Source organism: Streptantibioticus silvisoli (assembly GCF_027947535.2).
Classification (GTDB): Bacteria; Actinomycetota; Actinomycetes; order Streptomycetales; family Streptomycetaceae; genus Streptantibioticus_C; species Streptantibioticus_C silvisoli.
The window spans coordinates 1-22,484 of record NZ_JAAGKO020000031.1 but is presented as its reverse complement, the minus strand read 5'-3'; the positions used below and the strand labels follow the sequence as shown (position 1 = coordinate 22,484).

Genomic DNA, 22,484 nt, shown 5'->3' with positions numbered 1-22,484 from the left:
CATGGGTGGTAAGTGGTATTCACCCCTAAGGATTGCTTATACTTAAGAAATGATCGAAGCACGCCATCTCCGGGTACTGCGCGCTGTTTCCCGCACGGGGTCGTTCTCGGCCGCGGCCCGCGAACTGGGGATCACGCAGCCGGCCGTCAGCCAGCAGATGAAAGCCCTGGAGCACGTCGCCGGCACGCCGCTGGTGGTGCGCGTGGGCCGCTCCACCCGGCTGACCGAGGCCGGTCGTGCGTTGACCCGGCACGCCGCCGGGATCCTGGCCGGGCTGACCGCGGCCGAGGAGGAGGTCGCCGCGATCGCCGGTCTGCGTTCGGGCAAGGTGCGGATGGTCTCCTTCCCCTCGGGCAGTTCGACGATCGCGCCGGTCGCGATCGCCCGAATGCGGGCCGAGAACCCGGGAACCCAGGTCTTCCTGGAGGACGCCGAGCCGCCACGTTCGGTCGAGTTGCTCCGTTCGGGTGATTGCGAGGTCGCTCTCGCCTTTCGTTACGTCGGTCGGCACGGGCATGTGGACCTGGCCGAGTGGGACGACCTCGTGGTGACCTCGCTCCTCACCGACCGCCTGGTCGGCCTGCTCCCGGCGGCCCACCCGCTCGCCCCGCCCGCCGCCACCGGGCAGGACGCTCCCGCCGCCCACGACGGGCACAGCGGCCTCTCCGGCTCCGGCAGCCCGGGCGACGGGCGCGCGCCGGGCCTGAGGCGCGAGGGGGTCGTGGCCCGGGAGAGCCGGACGCCGTGGCCGGTGCCGCTGGCTTCGCTGGCGGACGAGGCGTGGATCGCCGGGTGCCCGCGCTGCCGGCGTCATCTCATCCAGGTGTGCGACGAGGAGGGCTTCTCCCCGCGCATCGACTTCGCCACCGACGACTCGCCGGCGGTGGCGGGCCTGGTCGGAGCGGGCCTCGGCGTCGCCCTGCTCCCCGAGCTGGCCGTCCGCTCACTGCGCCTGCGGAACGTCGCGCTGGTCGACGTGCACCCGTTCGTGCGACGCGAGGTCGTCGCGCTGACGCTGCCGGACCTGGCGAAGGTCCCCGCCGTCGAACAGCTCATGGCCCGTCTGGCTGAGGCCGCCCAGGGCTGAGCCCCGCGCGCCACGGGCGTGAAGGCGAAGGCGGGGCGAGCCCGGCGTCGGCGCACCTCTCGGCCTCCGCTGCCGACCGGCACGCTCCCGCTGCGCCGAGCGCGTCCGCGTTGCGCCGGCACGCTCCCGTTGCGCCGGCCGCGCTCGCGTTCCATCGGCCGCGCCCGCGTAGCGCCGACACGCGCGTTCCGTCGCCCGCGCCCGCGTCGCGCCAGCCGCCTGCGCGGACCGCCGCTCACCGGCGACCGGACGCCTCGCGATCCGTGCGAAGGCGGGGCGGCGGCCTCGTCGGCCGCCGCCTGAAGAAACGATTCTTCGACCGTTCCGGACGGTCCGCGCTATGGGCTCGCGGTGCCGGTCAACCGGTTTCTGGAGCGCCCCATCATCTCCTCGCGTTCGTCCTCGGTCAGGCCGCCCCACACGCCGTAGGGCTCGCGGACCGCCAGCGCGTGCGCCGCGCAGGCGGCGCGCACCGGGCATCGCATGCATACCTCCTTGGCCGCCGCCTCCCGCGAACTTCGGGCGGCCCCGCGCTCACCTTCGGGGTGGAAGAACAGCGAGCTGTCCACTCCCCGGCAGGCGGCCACCAGCTGCCAGTCCCACAGATCGGCGTTGGGGCCAGGGAGTCGGGAGAAATCTGCCATTGCTCATCCCCTCGAAAGGTTCTTCCTGAGGTTCGGCCGCCCGACCGCGAGCGGATGAGGGCGCAGTTGCGCCCGTTCTTTGTGTAACTGGATGTAAATATGACTCATTGCCAATCTAGCCTCAACACTCGCCTATGCGGAAAAAAGGGACCAAATAGTTCAAGGAGGGACATCCATCGATGCCACGCCCGGGGTGTCGGCGTATGTGAACGTCGTACGGGATGTCCCGCTGGTGGCCGCCGCCGTTCGCGCCGGCGCTCCGTGGAGCGGTCCGGCGGGCGCTCCGGGGGCGATGCCCGAAGTGATCTCGTGCGCCGGTCGTGCTCCGGTTTAGTGGCGATGCACCAGTTGGCGGTGCGGTGTGGCTGAATCGTGTCGAGGTGATCACGTAGAGTGTCGGCGACGGCTGCCAGACTCCGTAACTCTTTCGAGTGAGCATCGTTGTGAGTGCGGAGGAGGTTGTACGGCGTGGCTGTGGGTGAAGGCCCGACGCCGTCAGCCCCACCGGTGACGATTCGTACCAGCCTGGAGGCTCAACGTGACGCGGATCAGCTGCGGAGGGCGGTCATGACATCCGTCCTTGTATGCGACGACTCCCCGCTTGCCCGAGAGGCGCTTCGCCGCGCGGTCGCGACCGTGCCCGGCGTCGAGCGCGTGACGACGGCGGCCAACGGCGAGGAAGTCCTCCGCCGCTGGGGTGCCGACCGCTCCGACCTCATCCTGATGGATGTCCGGATGCCCGGACTCGGCGGGGTGGAGACCGTGCGGCGCCTGCTGTCCGCCGATCCCGGGGCCCGCATCATCATGCTGACGGTGGCCGAGGACCTCGACGGCGTCGCCCTCGCGGTGGCGGCCGGTGCCCGCGGTTACCTGCACAAGGACGCCTCGCGCGCCGAACTGCGGGCGACGGTCACGCAGGCGCTCGCCGACCCCACGTGGCGGCTGGCCCCCCGGCGGCTGCGGTCCGCCGAGATGGGAGCCGCTCCCACCCTCACAGCCCGTGAGATCCAGGTGCTGGAGGGCATGAGCCACGGCCGCTCCAACGCGGAGATCGGGCGTGAGCTGTTCCTCTCCGAGGACACCGTCAAGACCCACGCGCGACGCCTGTTCAAGAAGCTCGGCGCCTCCGACCGTGCCCACGCGGTCGCGCTCGGTTTCCGCTGGGGCCTGGTGCGCTGAAGGACGTGTGGTGCGCTGTGCGATGTCACGGCGGCGCACCGCCTCACCGCCGCGCACCGCGCGACGATGTCGGGGCGCGGCCCTCGCCGCCCCCGGCCGGCGTGCATCCGCGTCCCGCTCCGTGGGACGTTCACCCGGAGCGGCGTACCGCGTTCACCGGTATCGCGCATCGGAATCGTGACGTACACGGACCCGTTTCGGTCCGGCGCCCACGGAACGCGTACAGTGCCGAAAGCGGTCCGGACCTGCCGTTTCAATGTGCTTCCCGTCGCCGTTGCGTCTTCGGCGCTTCCTGCCGGACGGGTGGCGAACGGGAACGGCGGCAGAGTGGACGGCTCCTTGAAGTTCCGGATGCCCGCGCGAGGACGCATGCTTGAGGTATGGACTTCCTCGGGGAACGACGAGAGCTGCGCCGTGCGGCGTCCGCGTCAGAGGCGGTGGCGGCCGGGTCGGCCACGGCGAACGCCGTGCGAGTGACCGGGACGGAGAAGTTTCGGGGGACAGAGATGACGGCGGCCGACGCTCCACCCCATAACGCTTCGGTGCACAACTCGGGACGCGGTGCGACGGATTCCGAGGGCACGGGGCACCATGGACCGATGCGCGACGACGAGACGCCGGGGTCCGCCGCGGCCGGAGGTGCGGGAACCATCCGCGCCCTGGTGCGTCGAGCCGCCCAGGGGGACGAACGGGCCACCCACGATCTGCTGGCGCACGTCCATCCGCTGGCCCTGCGCTACTGCCGCACCCGGCTGTCGCGGCTGCCCGGTGACGCACGGCACTTCGTGGACGACCTCGCGCAGGAGGTCTGCCTCGCCGTGCTGTGCGCCCTGCCGCGCTACCGCGACCAGGGGCGGCCGTTCGAGGCCTTCGTCTTCGCCATCGCCTCGCACAAGGTGGCCGACCTCCAGCGTTCCGCCATGCGCGGCCCCGGCTCGACCGCCGTGCCGTCCGAGGACCTGCCGGAGAAGCCGGACGACTCACTCGGCCCCGAAGAGCACGCCCTGCTCAGCAGTGACGCCGAATGGGCCAAGGCCCTGCTGGCCAACCTCCCGGCCAACCAGCGCGAACTCGTACTGCTGCGCGTCGCCGTCGGCCTCACCGCCGAGGAGACCGGCCAGATGCTCGGCATGTCACCCGGCGCCGTCCGGGTCGCCCAGCACCGCGCGCTGAGCCGGCTGCGGGCCCTGGCCGAACAGGCCGAGGTCATGCGCGCGGACGGCGCGCGGGGCCTGTCCGCCTGACGCGAGCCCGCCGCTGGCCTCCTGCGCTGCGGCGGGCATCCGGACGTCACGATGACGCCGGCGGCCGCATGTGTACGTCACGATCGCGTTGGCGCCGCACGGACTACGTCACGAAGACAGCCGGCGCCGCACGTACACGTCACGTAAACGTGGCTGCCGCACCGCACGCCGCAGCCCGTACGGCGTGATTCCCCCTGGGGTGGTGTGTGTCACGTCTGTTCGAGGTGCCGCATCAACGCCCGTGGTGGGCAAGGTGGTGGTGCCGTCCGGACGTCCGGACCACGCGGACGGTGCGAAGGGTTGGTCCGAGTGGCCCAGTAGCATTGGATGCCACGCCGGGCAAGAGCATTGGGGAAGATGTCATGACCGCAAACGCCGACGGAGTGGCCGAGAGGATCGCGGAGAAGTTCGGCTTCCTGGGGCTCACCTACGACGACGTCCTGCTGCTGCCGGGCCCCTCGGACGTGCTGCCGAACCAGGTGGACACCGCCTCCCGCATCAGCCGCAACATCAAGGTCAACATCCCCCTGGTCTCCGCCGCCATGGACAAGGTCACCGAGGCCCGCATGGCCATCGCCATGGCCCGGCAGGGCGGCGTCGGCGTACTGCACCGCAACCTGTCCATCGAGGACCAGGTCAACCAGGTGGACCTGGTCAAGCGCTCCGAGTCCGGCATGGTGACCGACCCGATCACCGTGCACCCGGACGCCACGCTCGCCGAGGCGGACGCGCTGTGCGCCAAGTTCCGCATCAGCGGCGTGCCGGTGACGGACCCGGCCGGCAAGCTGCTGGGCATCGTCACCAACCGTGACATGGCCTTCGAGGCGGACCGCAGCCGCCAGGTGCGCGAGGTCATGACCCCCATGCCGCTGATCACCGGCACGGTCGGCATCTCCGGTGACGACGCGATGGCACTGCTGCGCCGGCACAAGATCGAGAAGCTGCCGCTGGTGGACGGCGAGGGCCGCCTCAAGGGCCTCATCACCGTCAAGGACTTCGTCAAGGCCGAGAAGTACCCGCACGCCGCCAAGGACGCCGAGGGCCGCCTGCTGGTCGGCGCCGCGGTCGGCGTCGGCGACGAGGCGTTCGTACGCGCCCAGGCGCTGGTGGAGACCGGCGTGGACTTCCTGGTCATCGACAGCTCGCACGGCCACAGCCGCGGCATCCTCGACATGGTCTCCAAGGTCAAGGCCAACCTGAAGGTCGACGTCGTGGCCGGCAACATCGCCACCCGTGACGGCGCCCAGGCGCTGATCGACGCCGGCGCCGACGGCATCAAGGTCGGCATCGGCCCCGGTTCCATCTGCACCACCCGCGTGGTCGCCGGCGTCGGCGCCCCGCAGGTCACCGCGATCTACGAGGCGTCGCTCGCGGCCGGCCCGGCCGGTGTACCGCTGATCGGTGACGGCGGCCTGCAGTACTCCGGCGACATCGCCAAGGCCATCGCGGCCGGCGCCGACGCCGTCATGCTCGGCAGCCTGCTGGCCGGCTGCGAGGAGTCGCCCGGCGAGCTGCTGTTCATCAACGGCAAGCAGTTCAAGTCGTACCGCGGCATGGGTTCGCTCGCCGCCATGCAGAGCCGCGGCCAGGGCCGGTCGTACTCCAAGGACCGCTACTTCCAGGACGACGTGCTCTCCGAGGACAAGCTGGTCCCCGAGGGCATCGAGGGCCAGATCCCGTTCCGCGGCCCGCTGTCGGCCGTCGCCCACCAGCTCATCGGCGGCCTGCGGTCCTCCATGGGCTACGTCGGCTCGGCGACGGTGCCGGAGCTGAAGGAGAAGGGCCGCTTCGTCCGCATCACCTCGGCGGGCCTGAAGGAGAGCCACCCGCACGACGTCCAGATGACCACCGAGGCGCCCAACTACCACGGGCGCTGAGCGGGCCGGCCGGCCGCGGGAGGGGTGCGCACCGCCGCGTACCCCTCCGCGTGTCGCCCTGGGATACTGGGCGGCAGGCCACCAAGAAAGGCGAACAGTGACTGAGATCGAGATCGGGCGGGGCAAGCGGGGCCGCAGGGCGTACGCGTTCGACGACATCGCCGTCGTCCCGAGCCGGCGCACCCGTGACCCCAAGGAGGTCTCGATCGCCTGGCAGATCGACGCCTACCGATTCGAACTGCCCTTCCTCGCCGCGCCGATGGACTCCGTCGTCTCGCCCGAGACCGCGATCCGCATCGGCCGCTTCGGCGGGCTGGGCGTGCTCAACCTCGAAGGCCTGTGGACCCGTTACGACGACCCCGAGCCGCTGCTGGCCGAGATCGCCGAACTGGACGACGTCGCCGCGACCGCGCGCCTCCAGGAGATCTACGCCGCCCCCATCCGTGAGGAACTCATCGGCCAGCGCATCAAGGAGGTGCGCGACGCGGGAGTGGTCACCGCCGCGGCGCTCTCCCCGCAGCGCACCGCGCAGTTCTCCAAGGCCGTGGTGGACGCCGGTGTCGACCTGTTCGTCATCCGCGGCACCACCGTCTCCGCCGAGCACGTCTCCGGCTCGCACGAGCCGCTGAACCTCAAGCAGTTCATCTACGAACTCGACGTGCCCGTCATCGTCGGCGGCTGCGCCACGCACACCGCCGCCCTGCACCTGATGCGCACCGGCGCGGCCGGCGTCCTGGTCGGCTTCGGCGGCGGCGCCGCGCACACCACGCGCAACGTGCTCGGCATCCAGGTCCCGATGGCCACCGCCGTCGCCGACGTGGCGGCCGCCCGCCGCGACTACATGGACGAGTCCGGCGGCCGGTACGTCCACGTCATCGCGGACGGCGGCTTCGGCTCCAGCGGCGACCTGCCCAAGGCCATCGCCTGCGGTGCCGACGCCGTGATGATGGGCTCGCCGCTGGCCCGCGCCACCGACGCGCCCGGCCGCGGGTTCCACTGGGGCATGGAGGCGGTCCACGAGGAGCTGCCGCGCGGCAAGCGGATGAACCTCGGCGCGGCCGGCACCACCGAGGAGATCCTGCTCGGCCCCTCCCACGCCCCCGACGGCTCGATGAACTTCTTCGGCGCGCTGCGCCGCGCGATGGCCACCACGGGCTACTCCGACCTCAAGGAGTTCCAGCGAGTCGAGGTCACCGTCGCCCCGACGGCCGTCCACCACTGACGTCCCGCCGCACGGCACACACGGTCCCGGGTTCCCCGCGAACCCGGGACCGTTGCCGTTCGTCCCTCGGCCGCGCGTTCGCCGTAGCCGTTAGCCGTAGCCGTACCGGTCCCGGTGCTGTAGCCGAACCCGCTGCCGTAGCCGATGTCGCTGGCCCAGCCGCGGCCGGACTGCCGCGGCCGGACTGCCGCGGCCGGACTGCCGCCCTGAAGCCGGGGCCGAAGACCCGGGGCAGGTGGGCCGGGGCCGCTCAGCGGCCGTTCCCGGGCTCCTGGGGGCCGCTCGACGCCTGCGGAGCCGGCAAGCCCCCTCTCGGCCGTGCCGCCGTCCCGGGGGCTCCAGCGCCCGCCTGCGGCCGCGGACGGGACCTCGCGTCGATCGCGCCTCCAGCCTCTCGCCCCCCGGATGGAGTCCCACGGCGCTGCCCCCTGCCCAGCCCCGCCTCCGTCTCGTGGCCGCTGCCGGATGCTGACAGTGCCTCAGCAGGTGGTGGACCGTGATCCGGTGGCCGCCGTCCGGGTCGGCGGACCACGGTTCGGCCATTTGCCGCTCGACGGGCACCCTGAGCGTGCCGACCCAATAATCGGGATGTATGGGGCACAGGAAGTCATTCGCCGGACGTGATCTGGGCATGGACCTCGGCACCGCCAACACCTTGGTGTACGCGCGCGGTGAGGGCGTCGTGCTCAACGAGCCGTCAGTGGTGGCGGTCAACGCCGTGAGCCGTGAGGTCATCAGCGTCGGCACGGAGGCCAAGTCGACGATGGGCCGGACCCCGTCCCACGTCGTGGCACTGCGCCCGATGCGGGACGGGGTCATCGCCGACTACGAGCTGGCCGAACGCATGATCGCCCACTTCCTGCGCAAGGTGGCGGTCGGCGGCCGCCGTGCCTCCCGCCCCAGGATGGTGATCTGCGTACCGTCGAGTATCACGTCGGTCGAACGCCGCGCGGTCATCGAGGCGGCCACCACGGCGGGCGCCCGCGAGGTCCACCTGATCCAGGAACCGATGGCGGCCGCGATCGGCGCCGGCCTGCCGGTCAGTGAACCGACCGGCTCCATGGTGGTGGACATCGGCGGCGGCACCACCGAGGTGGCGGTGCTCTCGCTGGGCGGCACGGTCACGTCACGATCGGCACGTGTCGGCGGCGACGCCATCGACGCGGCGATCGCGCAGCACGTCCGCCGCGAACACGCACTGGTCATCGGCGAGCAGACGGCCGAGCAGATCAAACTCGCCATCGGTTCCGCCGCGCCCCCCGGGTACTGGACCGACCGGCTCAGCGCCCTGGACCGTGAGTTCGAACGCGACTGCCCCGAGCAGGCCACCGGCGACGGCACCCCACCGGACGACGCCCCGCACCCCGGTCCCGCGCCCGTCGCCGGTGACGGAGGCCCCGAATCCGGCGGTGATACCGCGGTCGAACGGCGCCGGTCCCCGTCCGGCAAACGCGATCGGGTCGCCGGCGTCGGCCTGGTCACCCGCGTCGGGCCGACCGGCGACAGCGGCCCCCGGTGCCGCATCCGGGGCCGTGACCAGGCCAGCGGACTGCCCAAGACGCTGGAACTCGACGCCTCGGAGGTCAGGCGGGCCATCGACGACCCCCTGGAAGCGATCATCAGCGCCGTCCGGCTGACCCTCGACGCCTGCCCGCCCGAGGCCGCCGGCGACGTCATGGAACGCGGCATCGTCCTCACCGGCGGCGGAGCGCTGCTCCCCGGCCTCGACCTGCGGATCGGCGGCGCCTTCGAGATCCCGGTGATCGTCGCCGACGCGCCACTGGACTGCGTCGCCCTCGGCACCGGCAAGTGCGTCGAGCACTACGAGGCGCTGCGCACGGTGCTGGACGCCACCCCGCACTCGTACCTGGCGTTCAAGGTATGACGCGGCGCCCCGGGGAGCGTTGACCCATGCGCCGGGAACGCGGCGGCGCCGCACGGTCGGGTACCCGTCGGTGGAACGGGCGGCGTTCCCCGCGGTACGCGTCACCGACGGCCGGGCCGCGGTCGTACCGGTGGGCGGCGGTGACACTGCTGCTGGGGCTGCTGGCCGCGGCCGCCGTACCGGCCGACGCCAGGGACGACGCGAGGGACGACGCCAGGGCGCGGAACGTGGCGGGCACCGCGTCGTCGGGTATTACGTCGGCCGGTACGAGTACGTCGGCCGGTATGAGTACGTCTGCCCCGCCGTCCGCCCGGTCGTCCGGCACGCCGGCTTCGGGCCGTACGACGGACTCGGGTACGTCGGACGCCGACGCGTACCCCGTACGCGTCACGCTGGAGGCGTTGTCACCCCTATGGCCCAAGGGCGACGACACGCTGACGGTCCGCGGACAACTGGTCAACACCACGCCCCAGCGGATCACGGGCGCGCGGCTGGGCGTCCGGGTGGACGGCGTGGCCCGCGCGGCCTTCGACGATCAGGACCTCGATCCGCTGGGCCCGGGGGAGAAGCGGTCCTTCACCCTGCATGTCCCGGCCGGCGACCTCCGGCTGGGGAACGCCGGCATTCACTCGTTCGGTGTCGCTCTGACGACCGCTGACGACGTGCTCTCCGGACTCGGATCGACGCGGTTCCCGTGGGCGCCGGACGGCGTCGACGGTGACCCGCTCGACGTCGCCGTGCTCTGGCCGGTCACCGACGAACCGCACGCCGAGGCGGTCTCGCTCGGCTGGGGCGACTCCGCGCAGCCCGTCTTCCGGGACGACGCGCTGGCCGGTTCGTTCGGCACCGCGGGCAGGCTGCGCGAACTCGTCGACGCGGCGGACGGCCTGCCGGTGACCTGGACCGTCGACCCGGCCCTGCTGGACGAGGCGCGGAGCATGGCGGGCGGCTACCGGGTGGCCGGTGTCCGCGACGCCGGCGACCCCCAGCTCAGCCGCCCCGGCGCGGGCCGGGCCGCGGCCACCAGCTGGCTCGGCGCCCTGCGCACCGCCGTCAAGGACCAGGATGTCGTCGCGCTCCCCTACGCCGACCCCGACGTGGCCGCCCTGGCCCACAGCGGCGCGCGGAGCGGAACGACGAGCGCAACCTGGACGGCCGAGGCGGCGACGCGGAGCGGACGGGGTGGGGGCGGCGGCGGGACGGGGGCTGTGGCGTCCGTGAGGGCGGGGTCAGCGAGCGCGGCGGGTTCCAGGGGCGAAACGGGGTCCAGGGGCGCGGCGGGGTCAGCGGGATCGACGAGGGCCGGCGGGCCGGAGAGGTCTTCGGGCGCGGCGCGGTCTGCGGGATCGGCGGAGCCGGCGAGGGCTGCGGGGCCGGTGGAGCGGGCGGGGCTGACGGATGCGGACCGGGCTCGTGGAGGGGTGGGGCGCGGTGGGCGTGCCGGGGGCGCTGAGGGCTCGGCGGCGTCGGGACCGGGCGCCGGCGCACTCAACGGCGCGCTGGCCTCCGTCCTGCGCCAGTCGGTGCGCTGGGGCGGGGCGGCGACCGCCGCGGCACTGGGCGGCCGGGTGCGGGACGACGTCGTGTGGCCGTACGGGGGCGCGCTGGACGCGGGCATCACGGGGGTCGCCGCGTCGATGGGATCCAGTGTGTTCATCGCATCGGGGCGCGGTCTGAGCACCGGCAGCTCGCTGTCGCGCGTCTCGCTCGGCGGCGGCGCCTCGGCGCTGGTGGGCGACCCCGCCGCCACCACCGCCCTCTCCGGCCCGTCCGACGACGCCTCCGATCTCCTCTCCGCCCGGCAAAGTCTGATGGCGGCCCTGCTGAAGGCCCGCCTGTCGGTGGGGAACGGCTCGGGAACGTCGGGGAGCGGCGCGGCGTGGACCGGTGGTGCGGACGGTTCGGGCGCCGCCGGTGATTGGGGCGCCGCCGGTGAGGGGAGCGGTGTCACGGATTCCGGGAACTCCGATTCCGGGAACTCCGATTCCGGGGACACGGATTTCGGTGACCCGGATTTCGGTGCCGTCGCGAATGACTTGGCGCTGACGGACGGTGGCGCTGCGGGCGGGGGCGGGCTGCTTGTCGTACCGCCGCGCCAGATGACCGGATCGATGGCCCGGGTCCTCTCCTCCGTCCTGGAGTCGGCCCGCGACGCCGGCTGGGTGCGGCTGGTCGGCCTGGACGACCTCGGCTCGGGGACGTCGGGCGACCTGACGGTGGCCGCGGTGGCGGGAGCGCGGAGCCCGGCCGGCCCGGACCGGCCCGGCCCGAACGGAGCGGAGGCCGGTCACCGCGGAACGGGCGCCGGCCCGACCGAGGGGGACACCGGCGCCGAACGCACCGGCGAGGAGCACCCGGGAGGCTTTCTCACCGGCGCGGCCCGCACGGGCGCCTTCTCGGCAAGGGGGGCTTTCTCGGGCGGGGGGGCCTTCAAGAACGGGGAGGTCCGTGCTGCGGGGGAGGGTCGTGCCGCGGGGCGGTCCCGTGTCGCAGGGGAGCGCGTCGCTGACGAGGGCGTCACCGACGAGGGCGCCGCCGTCGAGAGCCTCCGTGAGCAGCGCATCCGTGAAGAGCGCATCCGAGAGCAGCCCATCCGTGCGGAGCGTCCCGGTCCCGAAGCGGTGTCGGGCGGGGGGCGAGGATCGACCGGGGGAAAAGAGGGGCGAACCAGGAGTTATCCACAGGGGTTGCGGGCCGGGGAGCTCTCGGCGGACGATTTGTCCGCGGTAGCCGCGATCCAGCCGGACCTGGGCACCCTCAGCAGGGTGCTGTCCGACCCGGGACGGACCACGGACGCGGTGCACCGGGCGATGCTTCGTGCGGTCTCCACCGGGTGGCGGGTGGCGGCGGTGGGCGGTGACGCCGACGACCAGAGGTCCTATACAGGGGGTGTTCGTGCTTATGTCGACAATTCAATCGCTTCCGTCCATCTGTATCCCAAGCACGGCACGGTCACGCTGGCGGGTGACGCCGCGAGCGTCCCCATCACCGTGTCGAACGGGTTGCAGCAGCCGCTCGGCGGGCTGGAGCTCAAGGTCGTCTCCTCGGCTCCCAACCGGGTGACCCTCGCGCACCCGGCCACGCTCGTGGAGGCGCCGCCGGCCTCCAACCACACCGAGCAGGTCAAGGTCCGCGCGTACGCCAACGGGCCGGTCGAGATGACCGCCCAGCTCTACACCACGTCCAACCACCGCCCCTGGGGGCGCCCGGTGACCTTTCGCGTGCAGGTCAGCCGGCTGTCCCCGTTGGTCGTCGGCGTCATCGCCAGTGGCGCCTTCCTCGTCCTGCTCGCCGGAGCCGTCCAGGCCCGCCGCGTCCGCCGCCGCGACGGCAGGCCTCCGGCGGCATCGGCAGGGGGCCGGGGGTAGCTGGGCGTGCGCTCCCCGGGACACCGGCTCCCGGTCGGCCACGACGATGTCCGGTGGACCGGGGCGACGCTTGGCCAACCACGACACCGTCCGCCTGCCACGCCCCCGGTCGGCCAGACACCGCCCGACCACGACACCGTCCGGTCGACCACGTCAACGTCCGGTCAGCGCCGTCACCGTGAGACACCTCCCGGGGAGGCCGCCTCGCCGCCCGGTCGGCCGCACCGGCAGCCCGTCTCACCGTCATCCGTCTCAACGCCCGTGGAGGCCGCTTGGCCGCAGATTCATCGCACCGTCATCCATCGCACCGCCGGGTCGGCCACCGCACCGGCAGCCCACCGCACCGTCATCCACCGCACCCCGAAGGAGGCCACCTCACCGGCAACCGGATCCACCGCCGTCCCCCGCACCGGCAGCCCACCGCACCCTGAGGGGGTCCACCTCGCCGGCAACCCGATCCCACCGCCGTCCACCGCACCGCCCGGTCGGCCACCTCACCGGCAACCGGATCCCACCGTCATCCACCGCACCGCACCGCACCGCCCAACACGCCCTAAAGCCGCGCAGCGGCCCCCGCCGGAGTCGCTCCTCTGGTGTCCAGCAGGAGTTGCGCCTTCACGGCCAGCCCCTGGAGGTCGTACGTGTGGTGGTGCTGGAGGAGGACGGTGAGGTCGGCGTGGCCGGCGGCTTCCCAGAGGGAGTCGGCGCGGGGGATGGGGCGGTCGTGCAGGCGCCATTCGGGGACGTAGGGGTCGTGGTAGCCCAGGCTCGCGCCGAGTTCCATCAGGCGGGAGCCGATCTCCCGGGCGGGGGAGCCCTGCTGGTCGTTGAGGTCGGCCTTGTAGGTGACCCCGAGCAGCAGGACCCGGGCGCCGCGGACGGACTTGCCGTGCTCGTTCAGCAGGGTCGCGCAGCGCTGCACCACGTAGCGGGGCATGCGGGCGTTGACCTCCTGGGCCAGCTCGACCATGCGCAAGGGGTAACCGAGAGTGCGGGAGGTGCAGGAGAGGTAGTTCGGGTCGAGGGCGACGTCGTGGCCGCCGACGCCGGGGCCGGGGCGGAACGGCTGGAAGCCGAACGGCTTGGTCTCGGCGCAGCGGATCACGTCCCACAGGTCGATGCCGGCGTCGTGGCAGAAGACGGCCATCTCGTTGACCAGGGCGATGTTGACGTGGCGGAAGTTGGTCTCCAGCAGTTTGACCGCTTCGGCCTCGCGGGGGCCGCGGGCGCGGACGACGCGTTCGGCGAGGCGGCCGTAGAAGGCGGCGGCGGCCTCGGTGCACGCCGGGGTGAGGCCGCCGATGACCTTGGGGGTGTTGGCGATGCCGTGCCGGTGGTTGCCGGGGTCGACCCGGTTCGGGGAGTAGGCGAGATGGAAGTCACGTCCGGCGCGCAGGCCGGAACCGCTTTCCAGGATGGGGCGCAGGTATTCCTCCGTGGTTCCTGGGTAAGCCGTTGATTCGAGGACGACCGTGGTGTGCGGACGGAGGTGCGCGGCGAGGGTGCGGGCCGCCTCGGCGATGGCCGTCAGGTCGAGCGTGCGGTCCTCACCCAGCGCGGTCGGCGCGCAGATCACCGCGGTGCGGGCCCGGCCCAGGACCGCGGGGTCGCCGGTGGCCCGGAAGCCGGCGGACAGCATGCGGCGCACTTCGGCGGCGGTGAGGCCGTCGGCGGGGGCGCGGCCGTGGTTCAGCCCGTCGACGACGGCGGGGTCGGTTTCGTAGCCGATCACGCCGATCCCGGCGGCGGTGGCGGCGTGGGCGAGGGGCAGGCCGAAGTGGCGGAGTCCGATGACGGCGAGATCTGCGGGCATGGAGTTCAGTTCCCTCCCCGGTGTCGCAACGGGGTCGTCGGTGATCAGGAATGGTCAGCTGTGATCAAAAGGGCGATCAAAAAGGCGATTAAAAGAAGATCCGTCGGCCCGGAGTGGTCGCCGGCGGTGGCAGAGGCCGGCCGGACCGGCGGCGGGCGGGGCCGCCGGGCGTGGTGATGATCACAGGGATTCGGCCGGTTCGCGGCGGGTGGCCGGGCGGGCAGCGGGTTGAGCGGTGCGGGACGGGCGCGGGACAGGCGAGGGCGGGCAGCGGTGGGAGAGGAAAAGGGCGCGGGGACGGGTAAGGGCGACCGATGACGGCAAGTAATTGGCCGGATGGATCTTTTTCAGGCTAAGCGGAAATATGACTGACATTCAGTATTGAGGCCGTAGGACGCCTCGTGTGGCGCGAGTCCCGTCAGCCGGTCACCATCGAACTGACGGGCTGCGCGACCGGGCCGGATCGGGAGGCACACGTGAAAACGGCACAGCTTGGGCCGAAGGAGCGCGCGCACGCGCTGGCCCGGATGGCGGAGCAGGAACTGGACGTCCTGGTGGTGGGCGGCGGTGTGGTGGGCGCCGGCACCGCGCTGGACGCGGCGACCCGCGGGTTGCTCACCGGGATCGTGGAGGCGCGCGACTGGGCGTCGGGCACGTCGAGCCGCTCCAGCAAGCTGATCCACGGCGGGCTGCGCTATCTGGAGATGCTGGACTTCGCGCTGGTGCGCGAGGCGCTCAAGGAGCGGGGGCTGCTGATACAGCGGCTCGCGCCGCACCTGGTCAAGCCGGTGCCGTTCCTGTACCCGTTGCAGCACCGGGGGTGGGAGCGGGTCTACGCCGGGGCGGGCGTGGCGATGTACGACGCCATGAGCATGTCGTCGGGCAACAGCCGGGGCCTGCCGCACCACCGGCACCTCAGCCGGCGGCACGCGCTCCGGATCGCACCCTGTCTGAAGAAGGACGCGCTGGTCGGAGCGTTGCAGTACTACGACGCCCAGATGGACGACGCGCGCTACGTGGCCACCTTGGTGCGCACCGCGAGCGAGTACGGCGCGCTGGCGGCGAACCGGGCCAGGGTGGTGGGGTTCCTCCGCGAGGGCGAGCGCGTCGTCGGCGCCCGGGTGCAGGACGGCGAGCAGGGCGAGGAGTACCTGATCCGGGCCCGCCAGGTCGTCAACGCGACCGGGGTGTGGACCGACGAGACGCAGGCCATGGTCGGGGAGCGCGGCCAGTTCCACGTCAGGGCGTCCAAGGGCGTGCACCTGGTCGTGCCGAAGGACCGCATCCACTCCTCGACCGGCCTGATCCTGCGGACCGAGAAGAGCGTGCTGTTCGTCATCCCGTGGGGCCGGCACTGGATCGTCGGCACGACGGACACCGACTGGGACCTGGACAAGGCGCACCCGGCGGCCTCCAGCGCCGACATCGACTACGTGCTGGAACATGTCAACTCGGTGCTGGCGGTGCCGTTGACCAGGGACGACGTGCAGGGCGTCTACGCGGGCCTGCGGCCGTTGCTGGCCGGGGAGTCGGAGGCGACGAGCATGCTGTCGCGCGAGCACACCGTGGCGCACGCGGCGCCGGGGCTGGTGGTCGTGGCGGGCGGCAAGTACACGACGTACCGCGTGATGGCCAAGGACGCGGTGGACGCGGCGGTGCACGGGCTGGACCGGCGGGTCGCCGACTGCTGCACGGAGGAGATCGCGCTGGCCGGCGCCGAGGGCTACCACGCGCTGTGGAACGCCCGCGCGCGGTTGGCAGCGCGCACCGGACTGCACGTGGCCCGGGTCGAGCACCTGCTGAACCGGTACGGGTCGCTGACCCAGGAGGTACTGGACCTGATCGAGGCGGACCCCTCGCTCGGCAAGCCGCTGGCCGCCGCCGACGACTACCTGCGCGCCGAGGTGGTCTACGCCGCCTCGCACGAGGGCGCCCGGCACCTGGACGACGTGATGACCCGGCGTACCCGGATCTCCATCGAAACGTTCGATCGCGGAAGTCGCAGTGCCGGGGAGATGGCGGAACTGATGGCACCCGTGCTCGGATGGGACAAGGAACAGATCGAACGGGAGGTCGAGCACTACCAGAAACGGGTGGAGGCGGAGCGCGAATCGCAGTTGCAGCCCGATGATCTGACCGCGGACGCGGCCAGGCTGGGGGCGCCGGATATCGTTCCCCTCTGAAAGCGGAACGGCCGAGCGACTTCTGAACGTCCATACGTTCATCGGGCGTGCCGGGGGAGCGAGAGGGGCGCAGGGTGTCCGACCAGGGGCGGCTGGTGGCCGGGCGGTATCGGCTGGCCGAGCCCATAGGCCGGGGCGGCATGGGCACCGTCTGGCGTGCCGAGGACGAGTTGCTGGGACGTCAGGTCGCCGTCAAGAAGCTCCGGGTGCCCCCGGAGCTTCAGGACGACGAGCGCGAACGGCTGTACGAACGCACCCGGCGCGAGGCCCGCAGCGCCGCACGGATCACCCATCCGAACGTCGTCGTGGTGCACGACGTCGTCGAGGACGACGGCCTGCCCTGCGTGGTGATGGAGTACGTCCGTTCGCGCACGTTGTCCGACGTTCTGAAGAACGAGGGGCCGATCAGCCCCAAGGAGGCGGCCCGGATCGGCCGGGGCATGGTGGCGGCGCTGCGCGCGGCGCACCGGGCGGGCGTCCTGCACCGGGACGTCAAGCCGGCCAACGTGCTGCTCGGGACGGACGCGCCGCACGGCGACGACGGCTGGCCGGGCGGCCGGGTGGTGCTGACCGACTTCGGCATCGCCTCCGCCAGCGGCACCTCGACGCTGACCCGCACCGGTGAGCTCATCGGATCGTTCGACTACCTGGCGCCGGAACGGATCACCGGCGGCACCCCCGGCCCGGCCTCCGACCTGTGGGCGCTGGGCGCGACGCTGTATCAGGCGGTGGAGGGCGTCGCGCCGTTCCACCGCGACACGCCGATCGAGACGGCGTACGCGATCGCCTCCGAACCGCTCGTGCCGATGCGCAACGCCGGACCGCTGGTGCCGCTCATCGAATCGCTGCTGGCCAAGGAGCCCGAGCAGCGCATGACCGGCGAGCAGGTCGAACGGCTGCTGGTCTCCTCCGTCGAGACGGTCCTGACCCGCGATCCCGCAGGGCCCCACGCCGGTTCCGCCGGTGCGGTGAACGGGCCGCCGACCGCCGGTGCGATGAACGCCGCGCCGACCACCGGTGTGACGAACGTCCCCGCGGCCGACGGTGAGACGAACGGCACACCCGGCCCCGGCGGCGCAAACGGCACGGGCTCCGGCTACGGCACCCCCGGCACGGGCTCCGGCACCGGTACGGGCTCCGCTTCCGGCTACGGCGCCCCCGGCTCAGCCTCCGGCACCCCCGGCACCGGCTCCCCCTCCGGCACCCCCGGCACCGGCACGGGCTCCGGCTCCGGCGACCCCGCCGCACCCGCCCCCCGCAGGTCCGCGCCCTCCTGGGCGGTCCGGGACGACGCCCTCCTCGAAGGCCCCACGACCAGCTTCCCCCGGCAGTCCACCGGCCCCGACGCGCAGGACGCGCACGCCGCGCACGCGTCCGCGGACCCCGGCGACCCGCAGACCGGCACCACCGTCCACCCCGCCGGCCACCCGCACGCCGGCCACGTCGGCCACGCCGGCCACACCAGGCACTCAGCCGACGCCCCGCACTCAGCCGACGCCCCGCACTCCGCCGACGCCCCCGAAACCCCCGACGCCCCCGCCGCCGACGCTTCCCGGGCCGACTCCGGCCGCACGCCCCCCTACAGCGCGCCGCGGCAGCGTGGGCGCGGGCGGGGGCGGCGGGGGAGCCGGGCACCGTGGGCGGTGGCCATCGTGATCGTCGTCGCGGTGGTCACCGGCGGAGGCGTACTGCTGGCGCAGCAGGGGGCGTTGCCGTGGCAGAGGCTGGGCGGCGGCGGTGGTGGTTCGCCGTCACCGGAGCCGAGCCGCAGCACGACGCCCGCGCCGCCGCCGACCGCGCCGCCGGGGTACCGCATGGTCCACGACCCGGCCGGGTTCACCATGGCGGTGCCGGCCGACTGGAAGCGCGAGGCCAAGCCGCCGGACGAGACCGACTACATCTCCCCGGACGGCAGGTCCGGTCTGAAGATCAGCATCCTGGACTACGCCGGGCCGGCGCTCCAGCACTGGATCGACCTGGAGAAGGTCATCGAGCCCCAGGAACCCCAGTACCACCAGCTGCGGATGAACGCCACGCCCGTGACGGTCGGCGACAGCACGGAAAAGGGCGCGATCTGGGAGTGGACGTGGAACGGCGCGGTCCGTAAGTATCACGCCATCGATCTGGGGTTCGGCAAACCGGGCGGCACCGGGTACGCGTTGTACCTGTCCGCGCCCGATGAGCAGTGGAATCAGGAGCTGCCGGTGTTCACGGTCGCCACCCGCACCTTCCGGCCGGCCGGCTGACCCGGGGGCGGGCGTGGCGGACGTACCGGTTCGGGGGACAATGACACCGGTACGGGCGTGTCGCGGTCGTGCCGGACGGCGCGTCACCCACCGTGCCGCGCAACGCCGGTCCGCCGCACCACGGCAGGCCGCACCACCTCGGGCCAGGCCGCGGCACGCCACACCGCAGCAGTCGTACCACCAGGTCACACCGCCTCAGGCCACGCCCCGTCAGGCCGTACCGCGGCCGGCCGTACCGCGTTCCGGCGCACCGGTCCGCCCGGCGGCTCGCGGCGGACGGACCGCGGCGGGGCCGCGGCGCGCGGGCGGCGCAGTTCGAAGGTTGCGAGCAGTGCGAAGAATTCCCGTAGTCCGAAGAGATCGAGCAGTTCGAGAAGGACACCGATGACCCAGGAGCAAGTCAGCACCGGCCATCTCCTCGCCGACCGGTACCGCCTCGGCGAAGTGCTCGGCAAGGGCGGCATGGGCACGGTGTGGCGGGCGGTCGACGAGACCCTGGGACGCACCGTCGCCGTCAAGGAGCTGCGCTTCCCCGGCGACGTCGACGACGACGAGAAGCGCCGCCTGGTGACCCGCACCCTGCGCGAGGCCAAGGCGACCGCCCGCATCCGCACCAGCGGCGCCGTCACCGTCTTCGACGTGGTCGAGGAGGACGACCGGCCCTGGATCGTGATGGAACTGGTCGAGGGCCGCTCGCTGTCCGACGCCATCCGCGCCGACGGACCGCTGCCGCCCCGGCGCGCCGCCGAGGTGGGCCTGGCCATCATCGACGTGCTGCGCGCCGCGCACCGCGAGGGCATCCTGCACCGCGACGTGAAGCCGTCCAACGTGCTCATCGCCGCCGACGGCCGCGTGGTGCTCACCGACTTCGGCATCGCCCAGGTCGAGGGCGACCCGTCGGTCACCTCCACCGGCATGCTGGTCGGCGCCCCCTCCTACATCTCGCCCGAACGCGCCCGCGGCCAGCGCCCCGGCCCGCCCGCCGACCTGTGGTCGCTCGGCGTGCTGCTGTACGCGACGGTCACCGGCCGCCCGCCGTACGACAAGGGGTCGGCGATCGCCACGCTGACCGCGGTGATGACCGAGCCGTTCGACCCGCCCGGGGTGACCGGGCCGCTGGCCGAGGCGATCAACGGACTGCTGATCAAGGACCCGGCCGAGCGGCTGGACGACGCCGGGGTGCGCGACCTGCTGACGCGCGCCCTGCACGCCGCGGACGTACCGGAGGTCGAGCAGACCCGGGCCATGGTCATACCGGCCGACCCGCAGCCGCGGCCGACCGACCTGCCGCCGGCCGACAGCGGTGGCGCCGCCGCCCGCCCGGCCGGCGCGGTGAACGCCGGCGGCGTGCCGCTGTCCGGCGGTTCGCGCGGTGGGCCGGGCAACGCGGCCACCTTGATGGCCTCCTCCGGGGTGATCCGGGCCGGCGGCAACTCGCGGCGCAAGCTGGCGCTCGCGGCGGCGGCCGTGGTCGTCGTGGTCGTCGTCGCGGTGCTCGTCGCCGTGCTGACCTCGGGCGGCGGCGGGGGCAAGGGCAAGGGCAAGGCGGACGCCTCCGCACCGGCGGTCGCCGGGTCCGCCTCCCCGCACGGTGGTTCGCCCGACGGCGGTACGACCGGACGGGCGTCCGGCGCGGCCTCGCCCAGCACATCCGCCTCGAAGCCGTCCGCGTCCGGGCCGGCGTCCGCGGCGGCCTCCGGTTCGGCGAAGGCGCCGGCGCCGGGCTCGGGCGCGGTGCCGGCCGGGTACGTCACGCACCACGACGCGAAGTTCCACTTCTCCATGGCGATGCCCGCCGGCTGGCACCAGACGGCGATATCCGGCCAGGATTCCGGTGCGTACTTCGGCACGTCGTCGTCGAGCTACCCGCAGGTCCTGGTCGACTACAGCCCCACCCCCGGCAAGGACGCGGCCGCCCTCTGGCGTGCCGAGGAGCCCGCGGTCGCCCGGACCAGCAGCGACTACCACAACCTGGGCATCCACCCGGTCTCCTTCCCGCCGTTCGTGACCGCCGCCGACTGGCAGTTCACCCGCAGCGACCACGGTGAGCAGGTCCACGTCATCAACCGCGGGTTCGCCGACCACAAGTCCGGCTACGCCATCATGCTCAGCTGCCCGGCCGCCCAGTGGAACGGATCGGCCTGCCAGCTGCTGGAGCACACGTTCTTCGCCACGTTCAAGGCCGACGACTGACGGCGTGACCACGGTCGGCGCCCGGCGGGGTGAGCACGGCCGACGACCGACGCCGTGACCATGGCCGACGACCGACGCCGTGAGCGCGGCCGGCGCCCGCCCGGCCCACCGCTCGCGGCCGGGCCCCGGGCGCGGCCCCGCCACCCGGGTGACTTGCGGCGCCGGGCCCGGGCCGGCGCCCGGCGGACCCGGGACGTGCGGGCGGACGGCGGTTCCCGGCGGCCCGGTACGTCATCGAACGTGCGTCTGATTCACGTCCGTTGGCGGTAAAGCGGCCTTGTCGCGGGTCAACAGCACGTATCGTAAATACGTTCAGCACGTATCGTAAAAGGACGCGGCCTGTCCGCAGCCGACTGCGACCGACCGAGCTTGACCGCGGGATGACCACGGTCTGACGACCGCGCCCATGGGAGGAACCGTGGACGAGTACGCCGGGCGGGTACTGGCCGGACGCTACCGGCTGCCGCGATCACCCGCCGACGAGTTCGAACTCGTCGAGACCCCCGCCTTCGACACCTACAGCGGTCAGGAAGTCCTGGTCCGCCAGCTGCTGTTGCCCGAGGTCGTGCCCGCCGAGTTCGACGGCGACCCGGACGGCTACCCCGACGGCGACCCCGACGGGTACGACGGGTACGGCCGCGCCCCGGCCCACGCGGACGACGCCGCCGAACGCGCGCTGCGCGCGGCCCGCGCCGCCGCCGCGCTCCCCGACCACCCGCGGCTGGTCCAGGTCTTCGACGTGCTGGTCGAGGACGGCAGCCTGTGGGTGGTCTCCGAACTCGTGCCCGGCGCACGGCCGGTGGCCGCGATGACCGGCTTCGCCCCGCTGACCGCCTACCGGGCCGCCGAGATCGCCGCCGACCTGCTCGCCGGACTGCGCGCCCTGCACGCCCACGGCTGGACGCACCGCAACATCACCGCGAGCACCGTGCTGGTCTGCGACGACGGCCGCGCCATGCTCGACGGACTCGCGTTCGGCGCCGCGCAGGAGGCGCTGTGCGGCTACGACCCGGTCCCGCTGGAGGTGCTGACCGGCGCCGGCGGCACCGACGAGGCCCCGGCCGGCGGCTGGGCCGGCGGCCCGGACTCCGCACTGGCCGGTGAACGCGCCCGCACGGCCCGGCTGTCGGTGGTCGGCCCGGTCACCGAACGCTGGGCGCCCGAGCAGGCCGCCACCCCCGTGCGCGGCAACTGGCAGCTCGCGCCGCCGATCGGCCCGGAGGCCGACCTGTGGGCACTGGGCGCGCTGCTGTTCCGCAGCGTCCAGGGCCACGCCGCCTTCCCCGAGGACAACGCCGCCGAACTCGCCCACCTGGTCTGCTGCGAACCGGCCGCGCCGGCCGAGGAGTGCGGCCCGCTGCGGCCCGTCGTGGAGTCGCTGCTGCGCGCCGACCCGGCCGAACGCCCCGGCGTCGAGGAACTCAACGGCTGGCTGCGGTCGTTGGTGCGCTCCGCACCCGAACCCGACCTGGGCGGTGCGGTGTCGCTGCCCACCGACGACCCCAAGCGGCTGCCGATCGTGCGCCGCAAGGGCGAACTCGTC

The 22,484-nt window shown here is 73.1% G+C and carries 13 protein-coding genes; 11 read left to right on the top strand and 2 right to left on the bottom strand.

All coding sequences use genetic code 11. The annotated features are described in order from the left end of the window. Positions 1-49: 49 nt before the first annotated feature. Positions 50-1,087, top strand: a complete 1,038-nt coding sequence (locus tag POF43_RS20675; RefSeq protein ID WP_271323465.1) for a LysR family transcriptional regulator — start codon at positions 50-52, stop codon at positions 1,085-1,087. A 338-nt stretch (positions 1,088-1,425) separates the two neighbouring features. Here POF43_RS20675 and POF43_RS20670 read toward each other — a convergent pair whose 3' ends face one another. Beyond that, entirely contained in the window at positions 1,426-1,731 is a 306-nt protein-coding gene (locus POF43_RS20670) for a WhiB family transcriptional regulator (protein WP_271314598.1), read from the bottom strand. A 567-nt stretch (positions 1,732-2,298) separates the two neighbouring features. On the opposite strand from POF43_RS20670, the gene POF43_RS20665 reads away from it, so the two are divergent. From POF43_RS20665 to POF43_RS20640, 6 genes are all read left to right on the top strand, one after another. Then, entirely contained in the window at positions 2,299-2,910 is a 612-nt protein-coding gene (locus tag POF43_RS20665; RefSeq protein ID WP_003948568.1) for a response regulator transcription factor, read from the top strand. A 599-nt stretch (positions 2,911-3,509) separates the two neighbouring features. Next, positions 3,510-4,154 carry a sigma-70 family RNA polymerase sigma factor gene (locus POF43_RS20660; protein ID WP_271314597.1) on the top strand — a complete coding sequence of 215 codons (645 nt, stop codon included), beginning with the start codon at positions 3,510-3,512 and terminating at the stop codon, positions 4,152-4,154. A 362-nt stretch (positions 4,155-4,516) separates the two neighbouring features. After that, on the top strand, positions 4,517-6,031 hold the full coding sequence (guaB, locus tag POF43_RS20655) for an IMP dehydrogenase (RefSeq protein ID WP_271314596.1): 1,515 nt from the start codon (positions 4,517-4,519) through the stop codon (positions 6,029-6,031). A 97-nt stretch (positions 6,032-6,128) separates the two neighbouring features. After that, a complete protein-coding gene (locus POF43_RS20650) occupies positions 6,129-7,253 on the top strand; it encodes a GuaB3 family IMP dehydrogenase-related protein (RefSeq protein ID WP_271314595.1) in 1,125 nt (374 codons plus the stop codon). Positions 7,254-7,845: 592 nt separating this feature from the next. Then, complete coding sequence (locus POF43_RS20645; RefSeq protein ID WP_271314594.1) at positions 7,846-9,138, top strand: rod shape-determining protein; 1,293 nt, start codon at positions 7,846-7,848, stop codon at positions 9,136-9,138. Between the two features lie 140 nt (positions 9,139-9,278). Beyond that, on the top strand, positions 9,279-12,506 hold the full coding sequence (locus POF43_RS20640) for a DUF6049 family protein (RefSeq protein WP_282704693.1): 3,228 nt from the start codon (positions 9,279-9,281) through the stop codon (positions 12,504-12,506). Between the two features lie 553 nt (positions 12,507-13,059). Here POF43_RS20640 and POF43_RS20635 read toward each other — a convergent pair. Next, positions 13,060-14,319: a nucleotide sugar dehydrogenase gene (locus POF43_RS20635; protein WP_271317750.1), complete on the bottom strand. Its 1,260-nt coding sequence runs from the start codon at positions 14,317-14,319 to the stop codon at positions 13,060-13,062. Between the two features lie 476 nt (positions 14,320-14,795). On the opposite strand from POF43_RS20635, the gene POF43_RS20630 reads away from it, so the two are divergent. The 4 genes from POF43_RS20630 to POF43_RS20615 form a co-directional block, all read left to right on the top strand. Further along, positions 14,796-16,502 (top strand): glycerol-3-phosphate dehydrogenase/oxidase, encoded by a 1,707-nt coding sequence (locus tag POF43_RS20630; RefSeq protein WP_271318092.1) that lies wholly within the window; start codon positions 14,796-14,798, stop codon positions 16,500-16,502. A 74-nt stretch (positions 16,503-16,576) separates the two neighbouring features. Further along, entirely contained in the window at positions 16,577-18,748 is a 2,172-nt protein-coding gene (locus POF43_RS20625) for a serine/threonine-protein kinase (protein WP_282704692.1), read from the top strand. A 384-nt stretch (positions 18,749-19,132) separates the two neighbouring features. Continuing rightward, the gene (locus tag POF43_RS20620; protein ID WP_271325212.1) at positions 19,133-20,941 is read left to right on the top strand and encodes a serine/threonine-protein kinase; all 1,809 of its coding nucleotides are present in this window, start codon (positions 19,133-19,135) and stop codon (positions 20,939-20,941) included. Positions 20,942-21,359: 418 nt separating this feature from the next. Further along, positions 21,360-22,484, top strand: a 1,125-nt coding sequence (locus POF43_RS20615; RefSeq protein WP_282704696.1) for a protein kinase, incomplete at its 3' end; no start/stop codon positions are given.